Raw genomic sequence first — 21,635 nt, forward strand, 5'->3', positions numbered from 1 at the left:
ATGGAACAGGATTACTTTACCCTATACTTACAAAGCTATCTGCAAAGCGAGTTTCCCGATGTGCTGGCTAAACTCACCACGGAAGAAATAGAAAATCTTGTTTCAGAGCGGGTAAATCAAGCTGCTTCTATTTTTGAGCAGGAACGATTATCAGGTAAGGATGTTTTACAAGCCCAAGAGGTAGCCATTGCTGACCTCACCAATGGGCTGTCTTTCTCGATATATACATTTTTGAATAACTTGCTCGAAACCGAGTTTCTGCCTGACTATCAAAGACTAATCGCATCAGAGAAACGGCAAAGCTTTCTCATCACCATTTGCCCCTTGCTTGAAAAGTTGGTGAAAAATTACGAAGAATCAGACACAGGCGAGAATCAGCGACTCTGCTACCATTTAATTATCGGCCAACTTGAAACATTGATTCAGACGCATGGCGTTTAATCCCAAACACCACCTTTTACAAAATACCGAGGCAATTCGCCTTGCGTTGCAATTACAAAAAATGGGTAAAGCCCCAACGCAGGAACAATCGGAACTCATTCGGCAATATGCAGGATTTGGAGGAATAAAAGCTATTCTTTTGCCATTAGAAGACGACAGCACTTGGCAAACCAAAGCAGATACAGAACTACGACCTTACGTACAAACCCTGTGGGAAACAATAGAAAATGAAGTAGGAGAACAACGGGTTGAGGAATACTGGCAAAGCCTCAAAAACAGCGTATTGACAAGTTTTTACACACCACCTGCGGTAATTGAAGCTCTGGGCGAAGCTATACGAAATACGGGATTCGAGGTAAATGGTTTTTTAGACCCTTCGGCAGGATTGGGGCAGTTCTCGGATGGTTTTCAGCGAGTCGGTTTGCCGCTTTCTAATCCCCTTTTGATTGAAAAAGACCTGCTGACAGCGACACTGTTAGAAACCCTACACGGTAAAAAACAAGTTAAACAACAAGGGTTTGAAGACATCAACAGTCGCTACCTGAATACATTTGATTTAGTTGCCTCTAACATTCCCTTTGGAGATGTGGCTGTGTGGGATGCTGCCTTTGCCAATAGCAAAGACAAAACCAAACGACAAGCCTGCCGCAGTCTGCACGGCTATTTTTTTGTCAAAGCCGTGGATGTGGTCAAAGAGGGTGGGGTAGTGGCCTTTTTGACGACCGATGCTTTGATGAATAGCCCAAGTAATGAGCCAATTAGGCAGTATTTGATGCGGAATACCCATCTGGTAAGTTCGGTTCGTTTGCCCCACAATTTGTTCACTGACTTTGCAGGTACAAGCGTTGGCAGCGATTTAATTATCCTGCAAAAAGACACGCAAAAAACGAGCCTGAGCCAGCGGGAGCGACTTTTTATCCAAAGCACTCGCCGAGAATATCCCGGTAACCAATATTATGAAGACCTCAGCCGCATTGTTCATACCCAATTGCAATTTGATACTGACCAGTACGGAAAACCCGCCCAAATTTTTACCCATCAAGGTGGCACCGAAGCCATAGGGCAAGCATTGAAAAAAATGCTGGACGAGGATTTTGATCAGCACCTCAAAATCGTTGTACCAACAGCAAAAGCTAGTGTTTCAATTAGTAAAGCACCGCTTACGCCGCAATTAGACCTTTTTGCCACGATTCAACCAACGCCAGTCATTGAACCTCAACCCTTTGAGGGTATAAAATATCCTCACCTGAAAGAAGGCTCATTGGTGGAACAAAATGGGGAAGTAGGCAAGGTCTATGAATTGGCGGAGAAAAATCCCCTTTTTCGCCCTCTTGAATTCTCAAAAACCCAACAGGGAAAAGTTAAGAGCCTGATTCAGCTTCGAGATAACTACTACCTACTGTATAACTTTGAGCAGGAATTTCAAGCCGAAAATGCAGGTTTACGACAATTACTCAATGAATCGTATGACCAATTCACTGCCCAATATGGCGAATTAAATCGTAAAGAAAACGTAGGGGTAGTCCTACTGGACTCGCAAGGCAAAGAACTGTTGGCCTTGGAACGAGTCAAAGACGGACAATTTATCAAAGCCGATATTTTCGAGCAACCTGTTGCCTTCTCCAAAAAACAACGCATCGAAACCGCCGAGGATGCCTTGCTTGCCTCGTTGAATTGGTTTGGGAAAGTGAATGTAGAATACATGCAGGAAATCAGTGGCCAAAGCCAAGAAAAGCTGCTGAACCAATTGCAAGACCGTTTGCTGTATAACCCGATCCGGGAAGAATACCAAACCCGTGAAATGCTTTTATCGGGCAACGTTTTTGAAAAACTACAAGCCGTTGAAGACTACTGCGAAACGAATCCTCACCACACCGAAGCTCTCAGAACCCAAGCGGCATTACAGGAAAATCAACCCGAAAAAGTCCCTTTTGAATTGTTGGAATTCAACTTTGGTGAACGTTGGATTCCGACACAGGTATATCAGGATTATTTAAGTCATTTGTTCGACATTCCTATTCGGATTCAATATGCCCCATCCACTGACACATTTACGGTACGCACCTCCCGAAGTACCCAAAGCAATGCCAAAATTACCACAGAATTTGCCGTTAATGCCCAAACCCGCACCTACGACGGTCTTGATTTAGCTGAATATGCCTTACTGAACACCAATCCACATATTACTAAAAAGTTGTACGATGGAGGACAAGAAGTGACGGTTAAAGACCAGGAGAAAACCCAACTGGCGGCGAGTAAGATTGAGCAGATTCGTAATCAGTTTCCCAACTGGTTAAGTGAGCAACCAAAAGAGCTCAAAACCGACATAGAACAGTGTTATAACCAACTGTTTAACTGCTATGTGAAACCCCAATACGACGGTCAGCATCAACAATTTCCGCACCTCAATTATAAAAACTTGGGTATCCCGAGTTTATATCAAAGTCAAAAAGATGCCGTGTGGATGTTGTTGCAAAACGAAGGGGGCGTAGCCGACCACGAAGTAGGTTCGGGAAAAACCCTGATTATGTGCGTAGCGGCTTACGAAATGAAGCGATTAGGAGTCGTTAATAAACCCATGATTATCGGTCTCAAAGCCAATGTGCATCAGATAGCCGAAACTTTCCAATCTGCTTATCCCGAAGCCAAATTATTGTATCCACAGGCTGGTGATTTTAGTCCTGAAAACCGAGTCAAGCTATTCAACGACATCAAAAATAATAATTGGGATTGCATTATTTTGACCCACGACCAGTTTGGTAAAATCCCCCAATCGCCCAGAATCCAGCAAAAAACCGTCCAAGCCGAATTAACGAACGTCGAGTTGGATTTGGAAGTAATGCGTCAACAAAACAACGAAGTATCCAAAGCAGCCCTGAAAGGTTTGGAAAAACGCAAAGCCAATCTGACGGTAGAAATGTCCCGTATCAATCACCAACTCAAAGAAAAAAAAGACGACGTTCCCGACTTTCAGCAGATGGGTATAGACCATTTGTTTATTGACGAAAGCCACCGTTTCAAAAACCTGATGTTTACGACCCGTCACAACCGAGTTGCGGGCTTAGGTAATCAAGAAGGAAGCCAGAAGGCTATCAACTTACTGTACGCCATCCGAACCATGCAGCAACGAAAAGACAAAGACTTATGCGCCACTTTTTTATCGGGGACAACCATCAGCAACTCATTGACTGAGCTGTATTTGATATTCAAGTACCTGCGTCCCAAAGAGCTACAAAAGCAGAATATCGTCAATTTTGACGCTTGGGCAGCGGTATATGCGAAGAAAACCACCGATTTTGAATTTTCGGTGACCAACAATTTGATTCAGAAAGAACGCTTTCGTTATTTCATCAAAGTTCCTGAACTGGCCATGTTCTACAATCAAATTACCGATTTTAGAACGGCGGATATGATTGGAATTGAACGTCCAAAATTGAACCAAAAGCTTGTTCATGTGCCGCCCACCCCGCAGCAGGAAGATTTTATTCATAAGCTGATGAAGTTTGCCGAAACGGGTGATGCGACTTTGCTCGGCAGGCCTAAACTAAGCGAAGGCGAAGAAGCAGCGAAGATGCTGATTGCGACCAATTATGCCAAGAAAATGGCGTTGGATATGCGACTGCTTAACCCCAATTACGATGACCACCCCAATAATAAAGTAAGCCAATGCGCTAAGAAAATGGCCGAACACTACCAGCAAACCAAACAGCACAAAGGAACACAGTTGGTTTTCTCGGATTTGGGAACCTATAAACCTCATCAATGGAACGTATATAGCGAATTGAAACGAAAGCTGGTAGAAGATTACCACATTCCGCCCAACGAAATTAAATTTATTCAAGAGTGCAAAAATGAAGCCCAGCGTACCAAATTGTTTGCTGATACTAATGCAGGCAAAGTAAGAATCCTGTTAGGTTCGACTGAAATGTTGGGAACTGGCGTGAACGTGCAGCAGCGCATCGTGGCCATGCACCACTTAGACATTCCTTGGAAACCCTCAGAACTCGACCAACGTATAGGAAGAGGAGTTAGGAAAGGAAACGAGATTGCCAAAGTGTATGGCAACGAAGTTTATAATTATGTGTATGCCGTCGAAAAGACGTTGGATAACTACAAGTTCAACCTGTTGCAGAACAAATCGTTGTTTATAAGCCAAATCAAAAACTCCAATCTGGCCACCCGACGGATTGACGAAGGAAGTTTGGACGAGAAAAACGGCATGAATTTTAGCGAGTACATCGCCATTTTGTCGGGCAATACCGATTTATTGGAAAAAGCCAAGATTGAGAAGCGATTGGGTAGATTAGAATCAGATTTGTTGATTTACAACAAAGATGTGGTACAGGCAAAACAGCGTTTAGAAGGAAAGGAACGGCAAGCAGGCAAAGGAGAAACGCAATTGAAAAAAGTGGAGGCCGACCAAATTCATCTCAAAAAAATAAACGCTTATGTCGAAAATGGGAAGCTAAAAGGACAGCTCGTTATCCCCGATTTGGACAGTAAAGACCCCAAAGAAATCGGTAAAAAACTCATCATTATTGACAAAAATAACCGCAACGCCGAACCCAAAGTGGTAGGAGAGTTGCACGGCTTTAAGTTAGAAGTAACGACGATTACCAATTTTGTGGAGGGATATCCTCAGCGAGAAAACCATTTTTCAGTCGTTTCTCCCAATGGCATTAAGTACCAGCACAACAGCGGACAAATGCCCCGAACGCCCGAAATTGCGGCTCAGTTTGTTCATAATGCCCTCGAAAAAATTCCTAAAATTGCCGAAGACCAGAAAAAGCGGTTAGTAGATTTCAAAAAAGACATTGACCAACTGAAAGAATTTGTATCTAAGCTGTGGCCGCATAAGCAGGAACTCTCACAGCTTCGCCAAGACTTGCAACAAATCGAAAGGAAGATTCAGGAGTCTTTGACGGAGAAGGTTTCGGAGAAGAAAGAAGAGAAAAGGATGGGGGTGAAGGTGGGGTAAGTTAATATGAAATTCTACGTTCTCTGACCCAGATTAGACTTATGATTGTATTTGCATTAAGGTAATAGCACTTTTCATAAAGCTCTGTATCGTTATCTCTGGTATTATTAGGAAACCAATCGTCAGAATAAACAATTTCCTCATTTTCACTTTTGCTCCTACCATTAAAAAAATCCCCTGCAATAGTATTTATAGGTACAGAATCCCCTTTTTGGGGTAGCCATTTAAAGGTAAAATCATCCGTTCGCATGCTCCAAAGTATTTTCCCCTCTTTGCAACAAATTATTGACATGGGAAACATACTTAATTCGAAATATCGAAAAATTGCCGCAGTTGTACTCACGTTAAAAGTGTCTTGTATATGCTGTATAAGGGTTGAACTTAATGGTCTCCTTTGGCATTCTTGCCTCATAAATCTTTCAGGCATAAGCAAACAAGATGCAAAGAAATCAGCTTCTTTTTCAACAGGGTTTTTAGAACTAATTAGTTGATTAAATGAAGGATGTGATGGAACCAACCCATTTTGCAAGGCGATACGGTGTTCATCAATAAAGTAATGACCTAACTCATGAGCGAATGTATAACGAGTTCTTGGTTTGTAAGGTAACTCTAATCGGTTGAGGTTAATAAAAATGTGAAAACTACCACATTTGTGTTGCAGTAACCCGTCAAAATAATCACCATAGTCACCGTAAGAAAATGTAATGGATTCCTCTTGGGCAATAACTTCTGAATCAACGGGGTAACGATTGAAATAATACGATGTTGCAGCATCTGCATATTGGGCAATTTGACGCTTTCGCATAAAAGTGAGCATAAATCTAATCGTTTCTCTTAATGTCTTCTGCTTTCTTTCTGTCGTCTTCCATCAACTTTAATATTTCGTCAGGAATTTCTTTCCCGTCACGTGCAGCTTGTGCCAAGTTTTCTTGGATAGTTCTATCAGCACCTAAATTATAAATTTTTGTGAGTTTAACCCGTCCTTGTGCAAGTAGTTGCATAGGATCTTGTAGCTCTGGGGGTAATGGCTTTTTAGGCAATTGAGTTATCTTTGTCATCAAATCGTCAAGCTCTTCGGGATTTTCGGGAAAGAGATAGCCTAAACTCCTTAATGCCGATTGAAATTCTGGCCCTAAACCACCAGATAGGGTCTCGTTGTCATCAAGTATCATGGTTACAGAGTTGTTTGGAGGTTGGGAATAGAAGAAGCCAAGTCTTCTTTAATGGCTTTATTTCCACGCTCAATAATTTTACGAATGTTAGCCTTCGTGGTACTATACTTGGATGCCAGTTCGTCTAAAACCCTTACTGGCATATTTTTGGCTTGTGAGCCATTTCCGTGTTCATAATACTGCCAATAAGTCAAAACAATGTGTTGGTCTCGCTCACTAAGTCGTTTTACAGCAGATTCAACAGCAGCTAAATATTTAGAAGTATTCTTAACTGATTGTTTCGCATTGGCAATCATGTTTTGATATGCTATACTATCATCTTCCTGTCGGTTGATGGTATTTGTACTTTCTAACAAAAGTCTTTTTGTTTCATTTTTGGCAATTGTTGCCAACCAACCGTATAGCTTTTTAGCTATTTGTTCTCTGTTAGTTTCGCCATTTGTATCGAAAGTATGGCTGTATTGATAAACAGCAATCAATGTATTTTGAAAAACAGCTTTTGCCAAATCGTCCGAATCGTAATGAGAGGAACAGATTTGTGTGATTAAATTCCAAAGAAAATCCTTGAAGCGGCGATGAAACTCAGTGAAAGCTACGTTTCTAACTTCTGGCTCATCAACCATAGATATATAGACCAGCAAATCTTCATCCGATTCCTTTTTTAAATCTTCGATTATCTGCGACATATTAAGTTCGTATCGGTGTTATCACACATAAATATAAGTATTAACCGTGACAATCTGATTTGTCACGGTTTTTTCTTTTATAAATAAACGATAAAATAAAATGAGACAAGAAACTTTGATTACATCCGACTTGCAAGAACAAGAGGACATTGTAGATGTAGCACTTTTTGCGGAGAAAGGTATTATGCCTCCCAAAGAAAAAAAGTACCGTATTTTAGTTGATCAACACCCCCATATTTTCACAAAAGAGAGGGTAATAGGTTTTGAGATTTTGAAAGAAACAGGGCATGTGCCTGTTAAATGTTTTTCTCTTTACCAGAAATTTAAAGGGTGTGATTTTGAAAAAATCAGTTTGGATGAAGTTGTAGATTTGACCAAAATTGGGATTGAGCGATTTGTTACCAAAGGGCCTGAGGTTTTTAATTACACCCTTGATGCCGAACCAGAAATGACTGATAAATCCCAAATGACTCCAAATGAAATTTTGAAGGCAGCGGGATTGAATCCCAGCGATTATTTTCTGGTACAAGTTTTAGATGATGGTACACAGAAGTCGTATCAATCTATTCCTGAGGAACCAATTGAGATGATTTGTGCTGGGATGCAATTTGTTAGTGTTTTTAGTGGGCCAATGCCAGTTTCTTAACCCCAGAAAGCAACTATGGCAAGGATAGATTTTATCAACGAACTGAAAGAGCTTGGGTACACGCCTGTCGAGCTTGGGGGTAATAAGTTGACTATTGAGTATCAAGCATCAGTAGGCAAGAATATTGGCAAGAAAGTATGGCTTGGCCTGGAAGTGGATGATAGCTTTCCAATGAATTGCCCGACTGGTCCACACTTTAAGTCAATATCTGCTGGTTGGATAAATCCAGATAATCAAATTATCAACCATAATAATTTTGGTACCGAATGGCATTATTGGAGTCGACCATTTGCGGATTGGAACAGAACCAATCATAGTGTCAAGGCTTACTTTGGGCATTTGCGAAATCTTTTGTTCCATTTATGAAAGAAGGAAGCGTAGTTTTGACGGAAGAATTGCATCAAGGATTAGTGCAGCACTTGATTCGTCTGGACGGCCAAGAAGATTTATGTTTTGTTACTTACGCACCAAGCAGTGGAATAAATCGTTTTACTGCAATTATAACCTCTATCATAGTACCAGAAGCTGGGGATAGAGAAGTGCATGGTAATGTAACCTTTTTCTCCAAATATGTTGAGAGAGCCTTGAAAATTGCTAAAATTAGGGGTGAAGGGCTGGCATTTTTGCATTCCCATCCTGCTAAGGGCTGGCAAGGAATGAGTAGAGATGATATAATCGCAGAAAAATGCCTCAGTCCTACGGTATATGGGGCTACACAATTACCATTACTTGGAATGACATTGGGTATTGATGAGGTTTGGAGTGCTCGTTTTTGGAGAAAGCATCCCATAAAACGACGATTTTATTATCGACTTTGGTGTGAGAATGTGAAAGTTGTAGGAAAAAAACTATCAGTTTCTTTCTTGCCACAACAGAAAAGTCATATAAATCCTAAGCGACAAATAAGAACAATTTCTGCATGGGGAGAACAGACTCAAAAAGAGCTATCACAATTAAAAATAGGTATTGTTGGTTTGGGTAGTGTTGGCAGTATGGTAGCAGAAGTACTTAGCCGAATGGGGCTTACTAAATTTGTGCTTATTGACTTTGATAGAGTGGAAGAAAAAAACCTTGATCGCTTGGTAGGTGTTTATCCCAAGGATATCGGTAAACCCAAAGTTGATGTGATTGCCAAATCTCTCAAACGAAGTGCCAGTTCCGAAAAGATACACATTGATAAATATCAGTTCAGTATTTGTGAGGAAATGGGTTTTCGAGCATCACTTGATTGCGATGTATTGTTTAGTTGCGTGGATCGACCTTGGCCGAGACAGGTATTGAATTTTATTGCTTATGCCCATTTGATACCAGTTATAGATGGAGGTATTAAGGTGAGAACAAATACCAAGAATACTGTTATCAAGGGTGCTGATTGGAAAACACAAACGGTTGGCGTTGGTCGGACTTGTCTGGAATGTTCAGGTCAGTATGAAACCCACTGGGCTAATTTGGAAAGACAGGGATTGCTTGATGATTCTAATTATATAGAAGGATTACTTGATAAATCAGTTGTTGATTCTCACGAGAATGTTTTCGTATTTAGTTCTCATTTGGCTTCTATGGAAGTTATGCAGTTGTTGAGTCTTGTCATAGCACCCTCTGGAATTAAATTAGGGCAGCAAATCTATCATTTTATGACAGGAACGTCCGAAAATGTTTCTATGAATGGATGCGAACCTGATTGTTTTTTTAATCAAATATTGGGAAAAGGTGATTTGATAAGTGTTAAGCCATTTGGTGAACACGAAGTGGCAGAAGTAGCAAGAAAAAATCACTAATAAGTCGGACAAAGTAGAAATTAGCCCCACCTTTCCAATCTTTTTAAACATTCATCTCTGGATAGTCGCTTATTTGCCGATAACAATTCATCCAAAATCCAAAGGATACCACAGGCTTCGATACCATCCAATGAAGCACAATTTCGGAGTCGGTTATCGTCTGTCAGCAACAAGTACACATTTTTTTGAAAATTATATGCCTGCCAAGCTCTCTCAGAAGGGTTTCAGTCTAATGATTGTGTCAAAAATAATCATTACATAAAAATAAAATAAAAAATATTTAAAATTTTTGAACTAAAAATTATCATTGTATTGTTAAGAAACTATGAAACCAATTAAAGAAATAGCGGAAATCCTTTTTGGTCTGTATGCCAAAGAAAGAAGCACAACCGGCGGGGTGTTGTACTTGCAAATTGGTGACTTTGATGCCAATGGAAATCTGGTTTTAGGCAAAGATAAAACTTATATAAACCCAACTGAAATTAATAACGAAAGACAATTCTTAACTTCTGGCGACATACTTTTACCAGCCAAAGGGCTAAAAAATGCTGCTTTTCATATCAATGAACATCATTTGCCTGCCGTGGCTTCTTCGCTGTTTTTTGTGATTCGACTACAAGATACAACCATCTTGCCTCAGTTTCTTGCCATCTATCTGAATCACCCAGCAACTCAGTCAAAAATAAAAGCCATGATTAGCTCTACTTTGACTGTGCCTGTTTTGAACAAAAAAGAGTTCCAAGAGCTGCCTGTACCTACAATTTCGTTGGCTGAGCAAAAAGAAATCATTCAATTGCACCACATTTACCAACAGGAACGAGCAATTACAATTCAATTACTGGAAAAAAAAGAACAACTATTTCACGGGATATTCACTCAAATCATAACCCAAGATCATGTCTAAAATCATTACCCAAGCCGAAATCAACAATACCGTTTGGAAAGCCTGTGATACATTCAGGGGTGTAATAGACCCCAGTCAGTACAAAGATTATATCTTGACTTTTCTGTTTGTGAAGTACCTGTCCGACTTATGGAAAGACCGCTATAACTACCATCTGAACCGCTACGATGGCAACATCGAACGGACCGAAAGAGCCATGCGAAACGAGCGTTTCCAATTGCCCAAACATTGCCAATATGATTATCTCTATACTAATCGCAGCGAACCCAACATTGGCGAACTCATCAACGAAGCACTGGAAGAGTTGCAAGACTCGAACCGCACTAAGCTCGAAGGCGTATTTCGGAATATTGATTTCAATTCAGAGGCCAATTTAGGGCAGACCAAAGACCGTAACAGACGACTGAAAAACCTCATCGAAGACTTTAAAAATGTAGATCTCACGCCATCTCATTTGGAGTCGGCTGATGTTATTGGCGATGTTTATGAATTTTTGATTGAACGTTTTGCCTCTGACGCAGGTAAGAAGGCAGGGGAGTTTTATACCCCCTCACCAATCGCTACGCTTTTGGCAGCCTTAATGAACCCCCAGCCTGGTAATCGCATTTGTGATCCTACTTGCGGTTCTGGTTCTTTATTGATTAAAGTCGCTCAAAAAATTGGCTCTAATAATTTCTCCATCTACGGCCAAGAGGTAAACGGCTCAACGTATGCGCTTGCCCGTATGAACATGTTTTTGCACGGTATGGACGATGCTACCATCCGTTGGGGCGACACTATCAATAACCCGCTATTGCTGGAAGGCGACAACCTGATGAAGTATGACATTGTGGTAGCCAATCCGCCATTTTCACTCGATAAGTGGGGAGCCGAAGATGCAGGTCATGATCGCCATAATCGTTTTTGGCGGGGAGTTCCACCAAAATCAAAAGGTGATTTCGCCTTTATTAGCCACATGATAGAAACTGCCTACGAAGGCAAAGGTAAAGTGGGTGTAGTTGTGCCTCATGGCGTGTTGTTCAGAGGTGCAGCCGAAGGCAAGATTCGCCAGCAACTTATCGAAGACAACGTGCTCGAAGCCGTCATTGGTTTGCCTGCCAATCTATTTTTCGGGACAGGTATCCCTACTGCCATCATGGTGTTTAATAGAGGCAAACAAACCTCAGATGTGCTCTTTATTGATGCCTCCAAAGAATATGTAGAAGGCAAAAACCAAAATTCACTCAGCCTCGAAAATATCAATCATATTACAGAAACATACAGAGCGTTTCAAACGTCCAAATCAGAGGTAGGAGTTATTGAAACTATGTATGCCTACCGTGCTGATATTGAGGAAATACGCCAAAACGATTATAACTTGAATATTCCCCGCTACGTGGACACCTTCGAGGAAGAACCCGAAATAGACCTGAAAGCCACCCAAAACGAGATTGATAATCTTGAAAACCGATTGACCGATATTAAGCAGCAAATGAAAGCCTATTTGCAGGAATTAGGATTTTAAATAATTATAGCCATGAAAACAGTTACGAAAAAAGAAAAAAATAGAACCCCCATACCTCCTAAAACAATTTTAAGGCTTTGGGTTAAAGCAGCTGGAAGATGTCAGTTTGAAGGTTGTAACAAGCAACTTTGGAGGGATGATATAACAATGAAAGAATGTAATAAAGCATACGTAGCTCACATTGTTGCGGCAGAAGAAGGTGGAGAACGTGGAGATCCGATAAAGTCGAAGCTACTTTGTACTGAATATAGCAATTTGATGTTGTTATGCGCTGATTGTCACAATAGAGTTGACGAAAAAGGTATTGGAGGCAAAAATTATCCAGAAGATGTACTTCTCAAAATGAAACAAATCCATGAAGAACGGATTGAGAGACAAACAGGAATAGATCAAGATAAGCATAGTGAAATCTTGCTTTTTGGAGCAAACATAGGAAAGCATGATTCACCGCTGTGCTATAAAATGGCACATCAAACAATCATTGACACACATTATCCATCAAGCCAAAAGGGAATAGAACTTGGGTTGACAAATAGTGGAATCCTTGATCATACTCAACGATTTTGGGAATGTGAAGAGGAGAACTTGCGGATAAATTTTGATAATTACGTAAAACGCCAAAGGCAATCAGGTACAATTAAACACCTATCAGTCTTTGGGTTAGCTCCCCAGCCCTTACTGATTCTTCTGGGTAGCCTATTGGGTGAATTACACCCAACGGAGGTTTATCAGCTTCATCGAGAGCCGAAAACATGGAAGTGGTTGAATGAAATGGACGAGGTAACTTTTGAGGTAATTAAACCTCAAAATAGTTACCCAACCGTTGCTTTGGTATTTGCGTTGAGCGCTACGATTACGGAAGACCGTATCGTGAGCGTATTAGGTGAGGAATGTTCAATTTGGACATTTACAGTGAACAAACCCAACAATGACTTTCTGAGAAACAGAGAGCAATTGGCACGGTTTAGAACGGAATTGCGATTGCTCTTGAATGAAATAAAGGCCCGCCATGGTCAAAATAACCTCATTCACGTATTCCCTGCAATGCCCAGTGCCATGGCAATTGAATTGGGAAGAGTAAGAATGCCGAAGGCAGACTTGCCGATGCTCGTTTACGACCAAAATTTTCAAAACCCAGCTGGTGGGTTTTACCAAACAATCAAAATTGATTAAAAATGACCCCAGAAATAGACAGAGAGTACAGCAAAATTCTTGATAAAATTGCCGAAAAATTAGACCTTACCGATAACCAGTATGAAATTGCTACCCGCAGTTACCAAGCCGTAGCAAGTTGGTTAGATGCCCCCGATTCTCCATTAAGACCCTACCGCCCACATATTAGCCCACAAGGGTCATTTAGGTACGGCACAGTGATTCGTCCGCTTTTGGAAGATGAAGAATACGACGTTGATTTGACCTGTAAACTACATATTTCTGAAAGCCAAATTTCGCAACAGTGGTTAAAAAAAGTAGTAGGTGACCGCCTGAAAGCAAATGAAACCTACAAGCGTATGCTTGCGCCCGAAAAACGGAGATGTTGGCGACTGCAATACAATGACCAATTTCGTTTTCATTTAGACATCGTACCGTCTATTCCCGACAGCGCTCAGTATATTCAACAACTCACTACACAACTGGCCGTACCTCGTTCGCTGGCCGTTTATGCCCTTTGTATTACTGACAATGAAATGTGGGATACCGATATTGATTTTCCCAAAAGTAATCCCGAAGGTTACGCACTGTGGTTTTTACAGACTATGAAAGTGGAGTTTGATCGCCGACGTATGCTTTTGGCGGAACAAATGAAAATGAGTGTGGACGATGTACCTGAGTACCGAGTAAAAACCCCTCTACAACGGGTAGTGCAACTTTTGAAGCGGCACCGAGATTTGCGCTATGGAGATAACCCCAATTCACCCATTTCAATAATAATCACCACCCTTGCGGCCAAAGCCTACCAAAATGAAACCGATATTTTTGTAGCCCTACGCAATGTATTGAGCCGAATGGCAAGTTTTATCGAGCTGGATGAGCAAGGTAATAAAGTTGTTAAAAATCCCGTAAATCCACTTGAAAACTTTGCTGATAAATGGGCAGAAAACCCCGAAAAGGAAGAATTGTTTTTTGAATGGCTCAACCGAGCTAAGCGAGACTTTGACCAGCTCGCTCAAAAACGTGGACTACCCGAACTTGCAGTACCGTTGCAACAGTACTTTGGTGAAAACATAGTGAAAAAAGCCCTTAATGAGGTAGCTGAACAAACGTTGAAAGAACGAGAAGCCAATCGTCTCTTTATGGCGGCAGGAACGGGCATTTTGAGCTCACAACAGACTCCCAAAAGTGTACCTGTAACCCAACACAATCCGTATGGGAGCGATAAAGGTTAAAAAGCTGACCCCTATAATGCAGGGAGCAAGGTTAAAAGCCTTGTTCCCCTTGTCTGATTTTACGGTGCTGGCACACGGTTTGGGTATTAGGTGGAAAGGCTACCTACAACCCAATCCTATCAGCCAACTTTATCAAATAAGCGTCACGTATTTTCAAGGTAAACCGCCAATTACCAAAGTACATACACCGTTAATTATTCCCGATGGCAAAGAACTCCCTCATGTATATTCACAGACCAAACAGGAGCTTTGTCTCTATTATCCCAAAAATAACGAATGGCACAGCGGTTTGTGGATTGTAAGAACCATTGTCCCTTGGGCATCAGAATGGCTATATCATTACGAAAACTGGGTAGCTACTGGCGATTGGAAGGGTGGTGGAATTGAGCACGAACAACCCATCAAAGTAGAGGTAGAATCAAAGAAAAGATTTAGTGTATTACTACCCAAATTATTGAAACGCTAATCAAGCCCAACATGGAGTACACCATACCGCTACTGCCACTACCCCAAGACATCGAAACAAGAGTAGTATTGAAAAAAACGGCTAAGGCACATCAGAGATTGGCTGAACTGAAAGGTATTGCCCAAACCAACCCTAATAATGCCATCATTATCAATTTATATCAATCAACGGCTTTTTGAAACAATCATGAATGTTCTTAAACTGTAACCAAAACGCCGTTTTTCTTTACCTATTCTCAAAACAAGTAAACAAAAAAACCAATTTCTTTACCTATTTTACACCCATGCACAACCCCAAAAACTCCCTCCCCAACGGCTGGTCCCTTAAAAAATTGGGGGAAATTGCGAAGATTACATCAGGTGGAACACCAGATAGAAGTAAACCCAGCTATTGGAATGGTGAATATCCTTGGATTTCAACTTCATTGATTGATTTTAACGTAATTGAAAAGTCAGAAGAGTATATTACGGAAGAAGGTTTGTCAAATTCATCGGCCAAATTATTCCCAATTGGTACTATACTGATGGCTATGTATGGGCAAGGGAAAACACGGGGTAAAGTAGCACTATTGGGTATGGAAGCTGCTACTAATCAGGCGTGTGCAGCAATTATTTTAAACAATGGACAGACTATTACAGATTTTGTTTTTCAAAATTTAGCCAGTCGTTATGAAGAAATTAGAGGGCTAAGTAACGTGGGAAATCAAGAAAATCTAAACGGAGAACTTATCAAAGGACTTCCCGTAAAACTCCCCCCCCTGGCTGAACAGCAGAAAATAGCGACTATCTTGGGTACTTGGGATGCCGCCCTCCAAACCACCAACGCCCTGCTCAACGCTCTCCAAAAACGTAAAAAAGGACTGATGCAACAACTCCTCAGCCCCAAACCCGACTGGAAAGAGGTGAGGTTGGGGGAGGTGGGGAGTTTTTCTAAGGGTTCAGGCATAACAAAAGAAGAACTGATTGAAAATGGAATTCCATGTATTCGATATGGAGAAATTTATACAGTTCATCATTTTGTCATAAGAAAATATCATTCATTCATTTCGGAGCAGACGGCTTCTTCAAGTAAACAAATTAAACAAAATGATATTCTCTTTGCTGGCTCTGGTGAAACGCTTGAAGATATTGGTAAAGCAGTTGCGTTTATTGGAACTGACGAGGTTTATGCTGGTGGCGATTTAATTATTTTCAGTCCTCAGGGTGGTGATAGCATTTTTCTTTCTTACATCATAAATAGTGCTTTTGTAAGAAAGCAGATTCGAGCCTTTGGACAAGGACAAAGTGTTGTTCATTTGTATTCACGTGATATTGAAAAACTAAAAATACACCTACCTCCATTCACCGAGCAAACCCGCATTGCCGCCATTCTGAACGCTGCCGATGCGGAGCTACGGCAAACGGAGGTGTATTTGGAAAAACTCAAAACGCAAAAACGAGGCCTGATGCAGCAGCTATTGACGGGGAAAGTGCGGGTAACAACAAGATAAAAGCCCTGGTTACGAACCAAGGCTCAAAAGCTTTTTTGATTGTTGCGGCTGCTTCGGCAGTCCGACCGATACAGACAAGGGTCAGACCGAGTCAGCTTAGTGCAAAAGTGTTTAAATACTTAAACATTTCTAAATAAAGTACAATGATTTTTGCATAATGTACAGTAAAAATCAATTAAATCACCCTAAAACACAAAACGAAGTGTACACTTAGTAATTATAAAATGACAACGTCATGGCAAATTGTCATCAACAATTCATTACTTATCGGAGTAACTTGGATATACCGCCAACTACCTTTAATCGCTTGAAAACTGCCCAATATGGGGTAGAAAAACAACTGAGAAAGTATTTCGATAAAAGGGAAGGGTATAATGTAAAGGGCTTCAAGGTACAAGGTTCAAAAAGCATCAGCACCATGATTCGAAAGCAAGGCGATACAGTAGATATAGATTTTGGGATTTATTTTTATCCCAAACCCAATGTACAGCCCGCTACACTGATTGAGCGAGTATATGATGCTCTTTATGATTTACGTACTACTTATGCCCCTACTCGTAAGAATAAATGCGTAAGAGTAATTTATCGTGAAGAATCAAAAATCCACATTGATGTACCTATTTTCTATTTAGAACAGCTAAGGGGAGAGCGCAATCCACAATTGGCTACTCGAAACGGTTGGATTTCGAGTGATGCAACCGAATTTGAGGCATGGTATAAAGACAATAAGGGCAGTAGAAATGTGCAATTGACGCACATTATTCGCTACCTAAAAGGTTGGGCAACCCATTATGGACAGGATTTTGAAATGCCCAAAGGAGTAGCGATGACTGTTTTGGCAGCTACCCATCACGAAAAGCACAGCCGAGATGATATAGCATTTTTAGCAACCATCATAAATATCAGACAAACTCTTCAAAGGGGTTTTAGTTGTAATATGCCCGTAAAACCACATGACGACTTGTTGAGAAATATAAATACATTGTCAAAGCGACAGGCATTTTTTCACCATCTTGATGCCCTAATAGAAGATGGAGAAATCGCTGTTAAAACAACAAAGAAAGAGAAAGCAATCCAGCTTTGGCATAAGCATTTAGGTAAACATTTTCCCACCTATTAACCTTTTTAAAAAAAATAGTACCTGTTTAACCGCCGTAAATCATAGAAGAAGTACATTGTTTAACGTCTAAAATTATGAATCCCTCCTTTCGAGAAGACGACATCAGCCAAATACCTGCCCTATTTACCTTACAAGCCATAGGGTACAAGTATCTTACCCCATCCGAAGCACTGCGACTTCGGGGCGGGAAGACCAGCGGTATATTATTGGAGGGGGTTTTGCGAGAACAAATACACAAAAACAATTCTTTTCGCTATAAAAACCGAGAACATCAGTTTTCAGAAACTAACGTAAGCAATGCTATCTATGCTTTACAAGATTACCCATTACAAGAGGGCTTTATGGCCTCAAACAAATACATCTATGACCTTCTGACGCTGGGGAAGAGTTTTGAGGAAACTATTTTGGGAGATAGAAAAAGCTACACACTCCACTATATAGACTGGAAAAACCTTGCCAATAATGTCTTTCATGTAACCGAAGAACTCAGTGTTCAACGTTCCAATCGTTCTGATGGGGCTGCCACCAGTCACTACCGTCCTGATATTATTTTGTATGTCAACGGAATTCCGTTGGTCGTTATTGAGTGCAAAAGCCCAAAGATTGATAAACCGCTCAGTCAGGCCATATCACAACATTTACGCAATCAAAACGAAGACGGCATTCGTGGATTATACGTGTTTTCACAGCTTTGTATGGCGTTATGCGAAAATACTGCACAATATGGTACCACTGCCACCGAAGAAGAGTTTTGGGGGGCATGGCGAGAGCAATATACTAACAGACAGGCCGAAGAAAATCAAAAAACGACCTTGCAGACGCTAAAAAACGAAAGTATTAACAATACAATTTATTGGGAAAACCTATTGTGTAATGAAGAACGAGCAGGGCAAGAAAACCCATATAGAGAAGCAATTGGAGCGCAGTGGAGTATTACAAGTCAAGACGAATTACTATATAATACCTGCCGCCCCGAAAGGCTTTTTGATTTGATTTTCAACTTTATAGTCTATGATGCAGGAGCCAAAGTCATAGCTCGATACCAGCAATATTTTGGCGTTCGTAAGACCTTAGAGCGATTGAAAATTTCAAGACCATCGCCCTTTGTACAAGGAATTATGGTAAGGTCAGGTGGAGTAATCTGGCATACGCAGGGGAGTGGTAAATCTTACACGATGGTCATGCTTGCGCAGTTGCTGGCCATGGAAAAAACAATTCCGAATCCAAAAATTATTTTAGTAACTGACCGTGTAGAATTAGACGACCAGATTTACCAAACCTTTGCCAAGTGCGATAAAGAAGTAGTACAAGCCAAAACAGGCAACGATTTAGTAGCTTATTTAAGCCAAAGCTCGGATGCTATCGTTACAACCATTATCAACAAATTTGAGGCTGCCGTTAAAAAAATGTCGGAGGCCATTACTACTCCAAATGTTTTTGTACTGGTAGATGAAGGACACCGTACCCAATACGGCACGCTGAATGTAAAAATGCAACGGGTACTGCCAACCGCTTGTTTTATCGCATTTACAGGTACGCCTTTAATGAAAAAAGAAAAGAATACCGCTGCTAAGTTTGGCGGTATCATAGATAGCTACACCGTATCTGATGCCGTGGCCGATGGGGCAGTAGTGCCGCTTTTGTTTGAGGGGCGGTCGCCACTTTTCAATGTAAACGAAAGGCCATTAGATAATTATTTCAATAAAATTTCGGAGCCGTTGAATAACTATCAGCGAGCCGATTTGAAGCGAAAATTTAGTCGTCAAGATGCGCTTACCGCAGGGGAGCAGATTATTTATGCCAAAGCTTGGGATATTTCGCAACACTATAAAGACAACTGGCAGAGAACTGGTTTTAAAGGGCAATTAGTAGCTCCCAACAAGCAAGCTGCCGTGAGGTATAAGCGGTTTTTAGACGAAATTGGACTGGTATCCAGTGAAGTATTGGTATCGCCACCCGACGACCGAGAAGGAATAGAAGATGCCTACGGACACATTAGCGACGAGGTGTTGATTCACTGGAAAAAGATGATGGACAAATACGGTACAGCCAAAAAGTATGATGAAACCCTACGGCAAGCCTTCAAAAAAAATGATACGCCCGAGATTATCATTGTGGTTGATAAATTATTGACAGGCTTCGATAACCCACGAAATGTAGTGCTGTATTTGTGTCGAAGATTGAGAGAACATACGCTTTTTCAGGCTATTACCCGTGTAAATAGAAAGTATGCGGGAAAAGAGTTCGGTTACATTATTGATTATGACGGTGTAATTGAAGAATTGAATCGTACCCTTCAACTATATACCAGTTATGAGGATTACGATAATCAAGATTTAGAAGATACGATTACAGACATTCAAGAAGAGATTCAGCAATTACCGCAGGCCCATTCTATGGTTTGGGATATATTCAAAACCATATCGAACAAGAAAGATTCAGCAGCTTATGAAAACTTTCTTTCCGATGAGGCTTTACGAACTTTGTTTTTTGAAAGACTATCTCGCTTTGCTCGGTTACTTAAAATGGCACTTTCTGCTTATCAATTTGTTACCCAAACCCCTGAATACGATCAAGAACGATATAAGCACGACCTTTTGTTTTTTCAAAACCTGAGGCAATCAGTTATTCAAATTTATTCATTAGAGATTGACTACAAACAGTTTGAAGGGCAAATACAGAAGTTGATTGATACCCATGTGTCCGCCGATGAAATCATCAGTATTACCGAACAGGTCAATATTTTTGACAGAGAAAAATTTGAAGAAGAAGTTCAAAAAATAACGGGTGCAGCATCGAAGGCACACGCTATTGCGAGCCGAACACAAAAGACGATTACAGAAAAAATGGAGGAAGACCCTACGTTTTACAAGCGATTTTCGGAAATGATAAAAGATACCTTAGAAGCTTATCGGCAACAGAGGATTAATGAAATTGAATTTTTGAATAAAGTTAATGACATCAAGGAGGCTGTTTTAAATCGCAAGGCAGATGATATCCCCGAGTTACTCCAAGGCAGAGATACAGCTCAGGCTATTTATAGAATTTTGGCAGAAAAAATAAGTACAGGCGCTTTAATAGAGCAAACAACATGGTTGGCACTTTATATTGATGAGGCTATTCAAAAAACTGTGTTTTCTGGTGGAGTTGCTATTGTTGATTGGCAGAATAAAAGCGAAGTAGTAGGGAAAATGAGAACGGCTTTTGATGATTTACTGTGGGATTTTAAGAGCGATTATGGCTTAGAGTGGAATACGAGTATGCTGGACGATTTGATTGAAAAGTTTATTAGCATTGCCAAAGTTCGTTTCAATGGAAAATCATAGTATCAAATTTGGCTCAGTAGAAATTGTGTTTTCGATTGAATATCGAAAGCGTAAAAGTTTATCAATTACTGTTTTTCCTGACGGATTAATAACCGTTATTTCCCCAACAGATACTGCCATTGAGCAAATCAAGGCGAAGGTACACCGCAAGGCAGCGTGGATAATAAAACAACTGGATACCTTCCAACAGTTTCAACCAAAAACAACTCCAAGAAAGTACATTTCGGGTGAAACCCATTATTATTTAGGTCGTCAATATCGCCTAAAAGTAATAGAATCCGAGAAACGAGAAGTGATTTTTCGTGGGGGATATATTGAGATTTATACTCTTGATAAAACGAACAAACCAGTAATTGAAAAAGCCTTAGAAGAATGGTATCGAGTAAAAGCGAAAGAAAAGTTTGGACCTGTTTTTAAGAAGTGTCTTGAAAAATTACCGTTGGAAGAAGAGCTTAAAGCAAATCTTAATTTCAAACTACTATCAATGCCCAAACGCTGGGGAAGTTGTACCAACGTAGGAAATATATTGCTCAATCCTAATCTTGTCAAAACATCAAAAGCCTGTATCGAATATGTGATTTTGCATGAGTTGTGTCATTTGGTAATTCCATATCATAACGCAGCTTTTTACGAGTTGCAAACTATATTAATGCCTGATTGGCGAGAGTTGAAGAAGAAATTGGACTTTTCGATATAGATATATAATTGTAAATACTTGTTTTTATAACGTAATTATCA

General features: G+C 40.5%; 18 protein-coding genes. 15 read left to right on the top strand and 3 right to left on the bottom strand.

Going from position 1 to position 21,635, the window contains the following annotated elements; all coding sequences use genetic code 11:
- Together P1X15_RS26450 and P1X15_RS26455 are read left to right on the top strand one after the other, a co-directional pair.
- The gene (locus P1X15_RS26450; RefSeq protein ID WP_277341144.1) at nucleotides 1–441 is read left to right on the top strand and encodes a DUF1896 family protein; all 441 of its coding nucleotides are present in this window, start codon (nucleotides 1–3) and stop codon (nucleotides 439–441) included.
- Nucleotides 431–5,419 carry a helicase-related protein gene (locus tag P1X15_RS26455; RefSeq protein WP_277341145.1) on the top strand — a complete coding sequence of 1,663 codons (4,989 nt, stop codon included), beginning with the start codon at nucleotides 431–433 and terminating at the stop codon, nucleotides 5,417–5,419. The genes P1X15_RS26450 and P1X15_RS26455 overlap by 11 nt, the downstream gene beginning before the upstream one ends.
- Before the next feature lies 1 nt (nucleotide 5,420).
- Here the strand turns inward: P1X15_RS26455 and P1X15_RS26460 are convergent, their stop codons facing one another.
- From P1X15_RS26460 to P1X15_RS26470, 3 genes are read right to left on the bottom strand one after another with little or no spacing between them, the layout of a single operon-like run.
- Nucleotides 5,421–6,236 (bottom strand): ImmA/IrrE family metallo-endopeptidase, encoded by an 816-nt coding sequence (locus P1X15_RS26460; protein ID WP_277341146.1) that lies wholly within the window; start codon nucleotides 6,234–6,236, stop codon nucleotides 5,421–5,423.
- A 4-nt stretch (nucleotides 6,237–6,240) separates the two neighbouring features.
- On the bottom strand, nucleotides 6,241–6,591 hold the full coding sequence (locus tag P1X15_RS26465; RefSeq protein WP_277341147.1) for a hypothetical protein: 351 nt from the start codon (nucleotides 6,589–6,591) through the stop codon (nucleotides 6,241–6,243).
- A 2-nt stretch (nucleotides 6,592–6,593) separates the two neighbouring features.
- Nucleotides 6,594–7,277 carry an RNA polymerase sigma factor gene (locus tag P1X15_RS26470; protein ID WP_277341148.1) on the bottom strand — a complete coding sequence of 228 codons (684 nt, stop codon included), beginning with the start codon at nucleotides 7,275–7,277 and terminating at the stop codon, nucleotides 6,594–6,596.
- Between the two features lie 100 nt (nucleotides 7,278–7,377).
- On the opposite strand from P1X15_RS26470, the gene P1X15_RS26475 reads away from it, so the two are divergent.
- From P1X15_RS26475 to P1X15_RS26535, 13 genes are all read left to right on the top strand, one after another.
- Complete coding sequence (locus tag P1X15_RS26475; RefSeq protein ID WP_277341149.1) at nucleotides 7,378–7,923, top strand: multiubiquitin domain-containing protein; 546 nt, start codon at nucleotides 7,378–7,380, stop codon at nucleotides 7,921–7,923.
- 15 nt (nucleotides 7,924–7,938) lie between these two features.
- Nucleotides 7,939–8,289 carry a hypothetical protein gene (locus tag P1X15_RS26480; protein WP_277341150.1) on the top strand — a complete coding sequence of 117 codons (351 nt, stop codon included), beginning with the start codon at nucleotides 7,939–7,941 and terminating at the stop codon, nucleotides 8,287–8,289.
- On the top strand, nucleotides 8,286–9,701 hold the full coding sequence (locus tag P1X15_RS26485) for a ThiF family adenylyltransferase (protein ID WP_277341151.1): 1,416 nt from the start codon (nucleotides 8,286–8,288) through the stop codon (nucleotides 9,699–9,701). The genes P1X15_RS26480 and P1X15_RS26485 overlap by 4 nt, the downstream gene beginning before the upstream one ends.
- A gap of 325 nt (nucleotides 9,702–10,026) precedes the next feature.
- Complete coding sequence (locus tag P1X15_RS26490) at nucleotides 10,027–10,605, top strand: restriction endonuclease subunit S (RefSeq protein WP_277341152.1); 579 nt, start codon at nucleotides 10,027–10,029, stop codon at nucleotides 10,603–10,605.
- Nucleotides 10,598–12,109, top strand: a complete 1,512-nt coding sequence (locus P1X15_RS26495; protein ID WP_277341153.1) for a type I restriction-modification system subunit M — start codon at nucleotides 10,598–10,600, stop codon at nucleotides 12,107–12,109. The genes P1X15_RS26490 and P1X15_RS26495 overlap by 8 nt, the downstream gene beginning before the upstream one ends.
- Nucleotides 12,110–12,121: 12 nt before the next feature.
- Nucleotides 12,122–13,282: an SAVED domain-containing protein gene (locus P1X15_RS26500; protein ID WP_277341154.1), complete on the top strand. Its 1,161-nt coding sequence runs from the start codon at nucleotides 12,122–12,124 to the stop codon at nucleotides 13,280–13,282.
- A gap of 2 nt (nucleotides 13,283–13,284) precedes the next feature.
- Complete coding sequence (locus P1X15_RS26505) at nucleotides 13,285–14,496, top strand: nucleotidyltransferase (protein WP_277341155.1); 1,212 nt, start codon at nucleotides 13,285–13,287, stop codon at nucleotides 14,494–14,496.
- Nucleotides 14,497–14,512: 16 nt separating this feature from the next.
- Nucleotides 14,513–14,962, top strand: a complete 450-nt coding sequence (locus tag P1X15_RS26510) for a hypothetical protein (RefSeq protein ID WP_277341156.1) — start codon at nucleotides 14,513–14,515, stop codon at nucleotides 14,960–14,962.
- 11 nt (nucleotides 14,963–14,973) lie between these two features.
- A complete protein-coding gene (locus P1X15_RS26515; protein ID WP_277341157.1) occupies nucleotides 14,974–15,141 on the top strand; it encodes a hypothetical protein in 168 nt (55 codons plus the stop codon).
- A gap of 104 nt (nucleotides 15,142–15,245) precedes the next feature.
- Nucleotides 15,246–16,451 (top strand): restriction endonuclease subunit S, encoded by a 1,206-nt coding sequence (locus tag P1X15_RS26520; RefSeq protein WP_277341158.1) that lies wholly within the window; start codon nucleotides 15,246–15,248, stop codon nucleotides 16,449–16,451.
- Between the two features lie 235 nt (nucleotides 16,452–16,686).
- Nucleotides 16,687–17,571, top strand: coding sequence for a CBASS cGAMP synthase (locus P1X15_RS26525; RefSeq protein WP_277341159.1), 885 nt, complete (start codon nucleotides 16,687–16,689; stop codon nucleotides 17,569–17,571).
- Between the two features lie 74 nt (nucleotides 17,572–17,645).
- The gene (locus P1X15_RS26530) at nucleotides 17,646–20,897 is read left to right on the top strand and encodes a type I restriction endonuclease subunit R (RefSeq protein WP_277341160.1); all 3,252 of its coding nucleotides are present in this window, start codon (nucleotides 17,646–17,648) and stop codon (nucleotides 20,895–20,897) included.
- A complete protein-coding gene (locus P1X15_RS26535; protein ID WP_277341161.1) occupies nucleotides 20,848–21,594 on the top strand; it encodes a M48 family metallopeptidase in 747 nt (248 codons plus the stop codon). Before P1X15_RS26530 ends, P1X15_RS26535 begins: the two co-directional genes overlap by 50 nt.
- The last annotated feature ends 41 nt before the right edge of the window (nucleotides 21,595–21,635 follow it).

Origin of the sequence: Runella sp. MFBS21 (assembly GCF_029433105.1) — a bacterium.
GTDB lineage: Bacteria > Bacteroidota > Bacteroidia > Cytophagales > Spirosomataceae > Runella.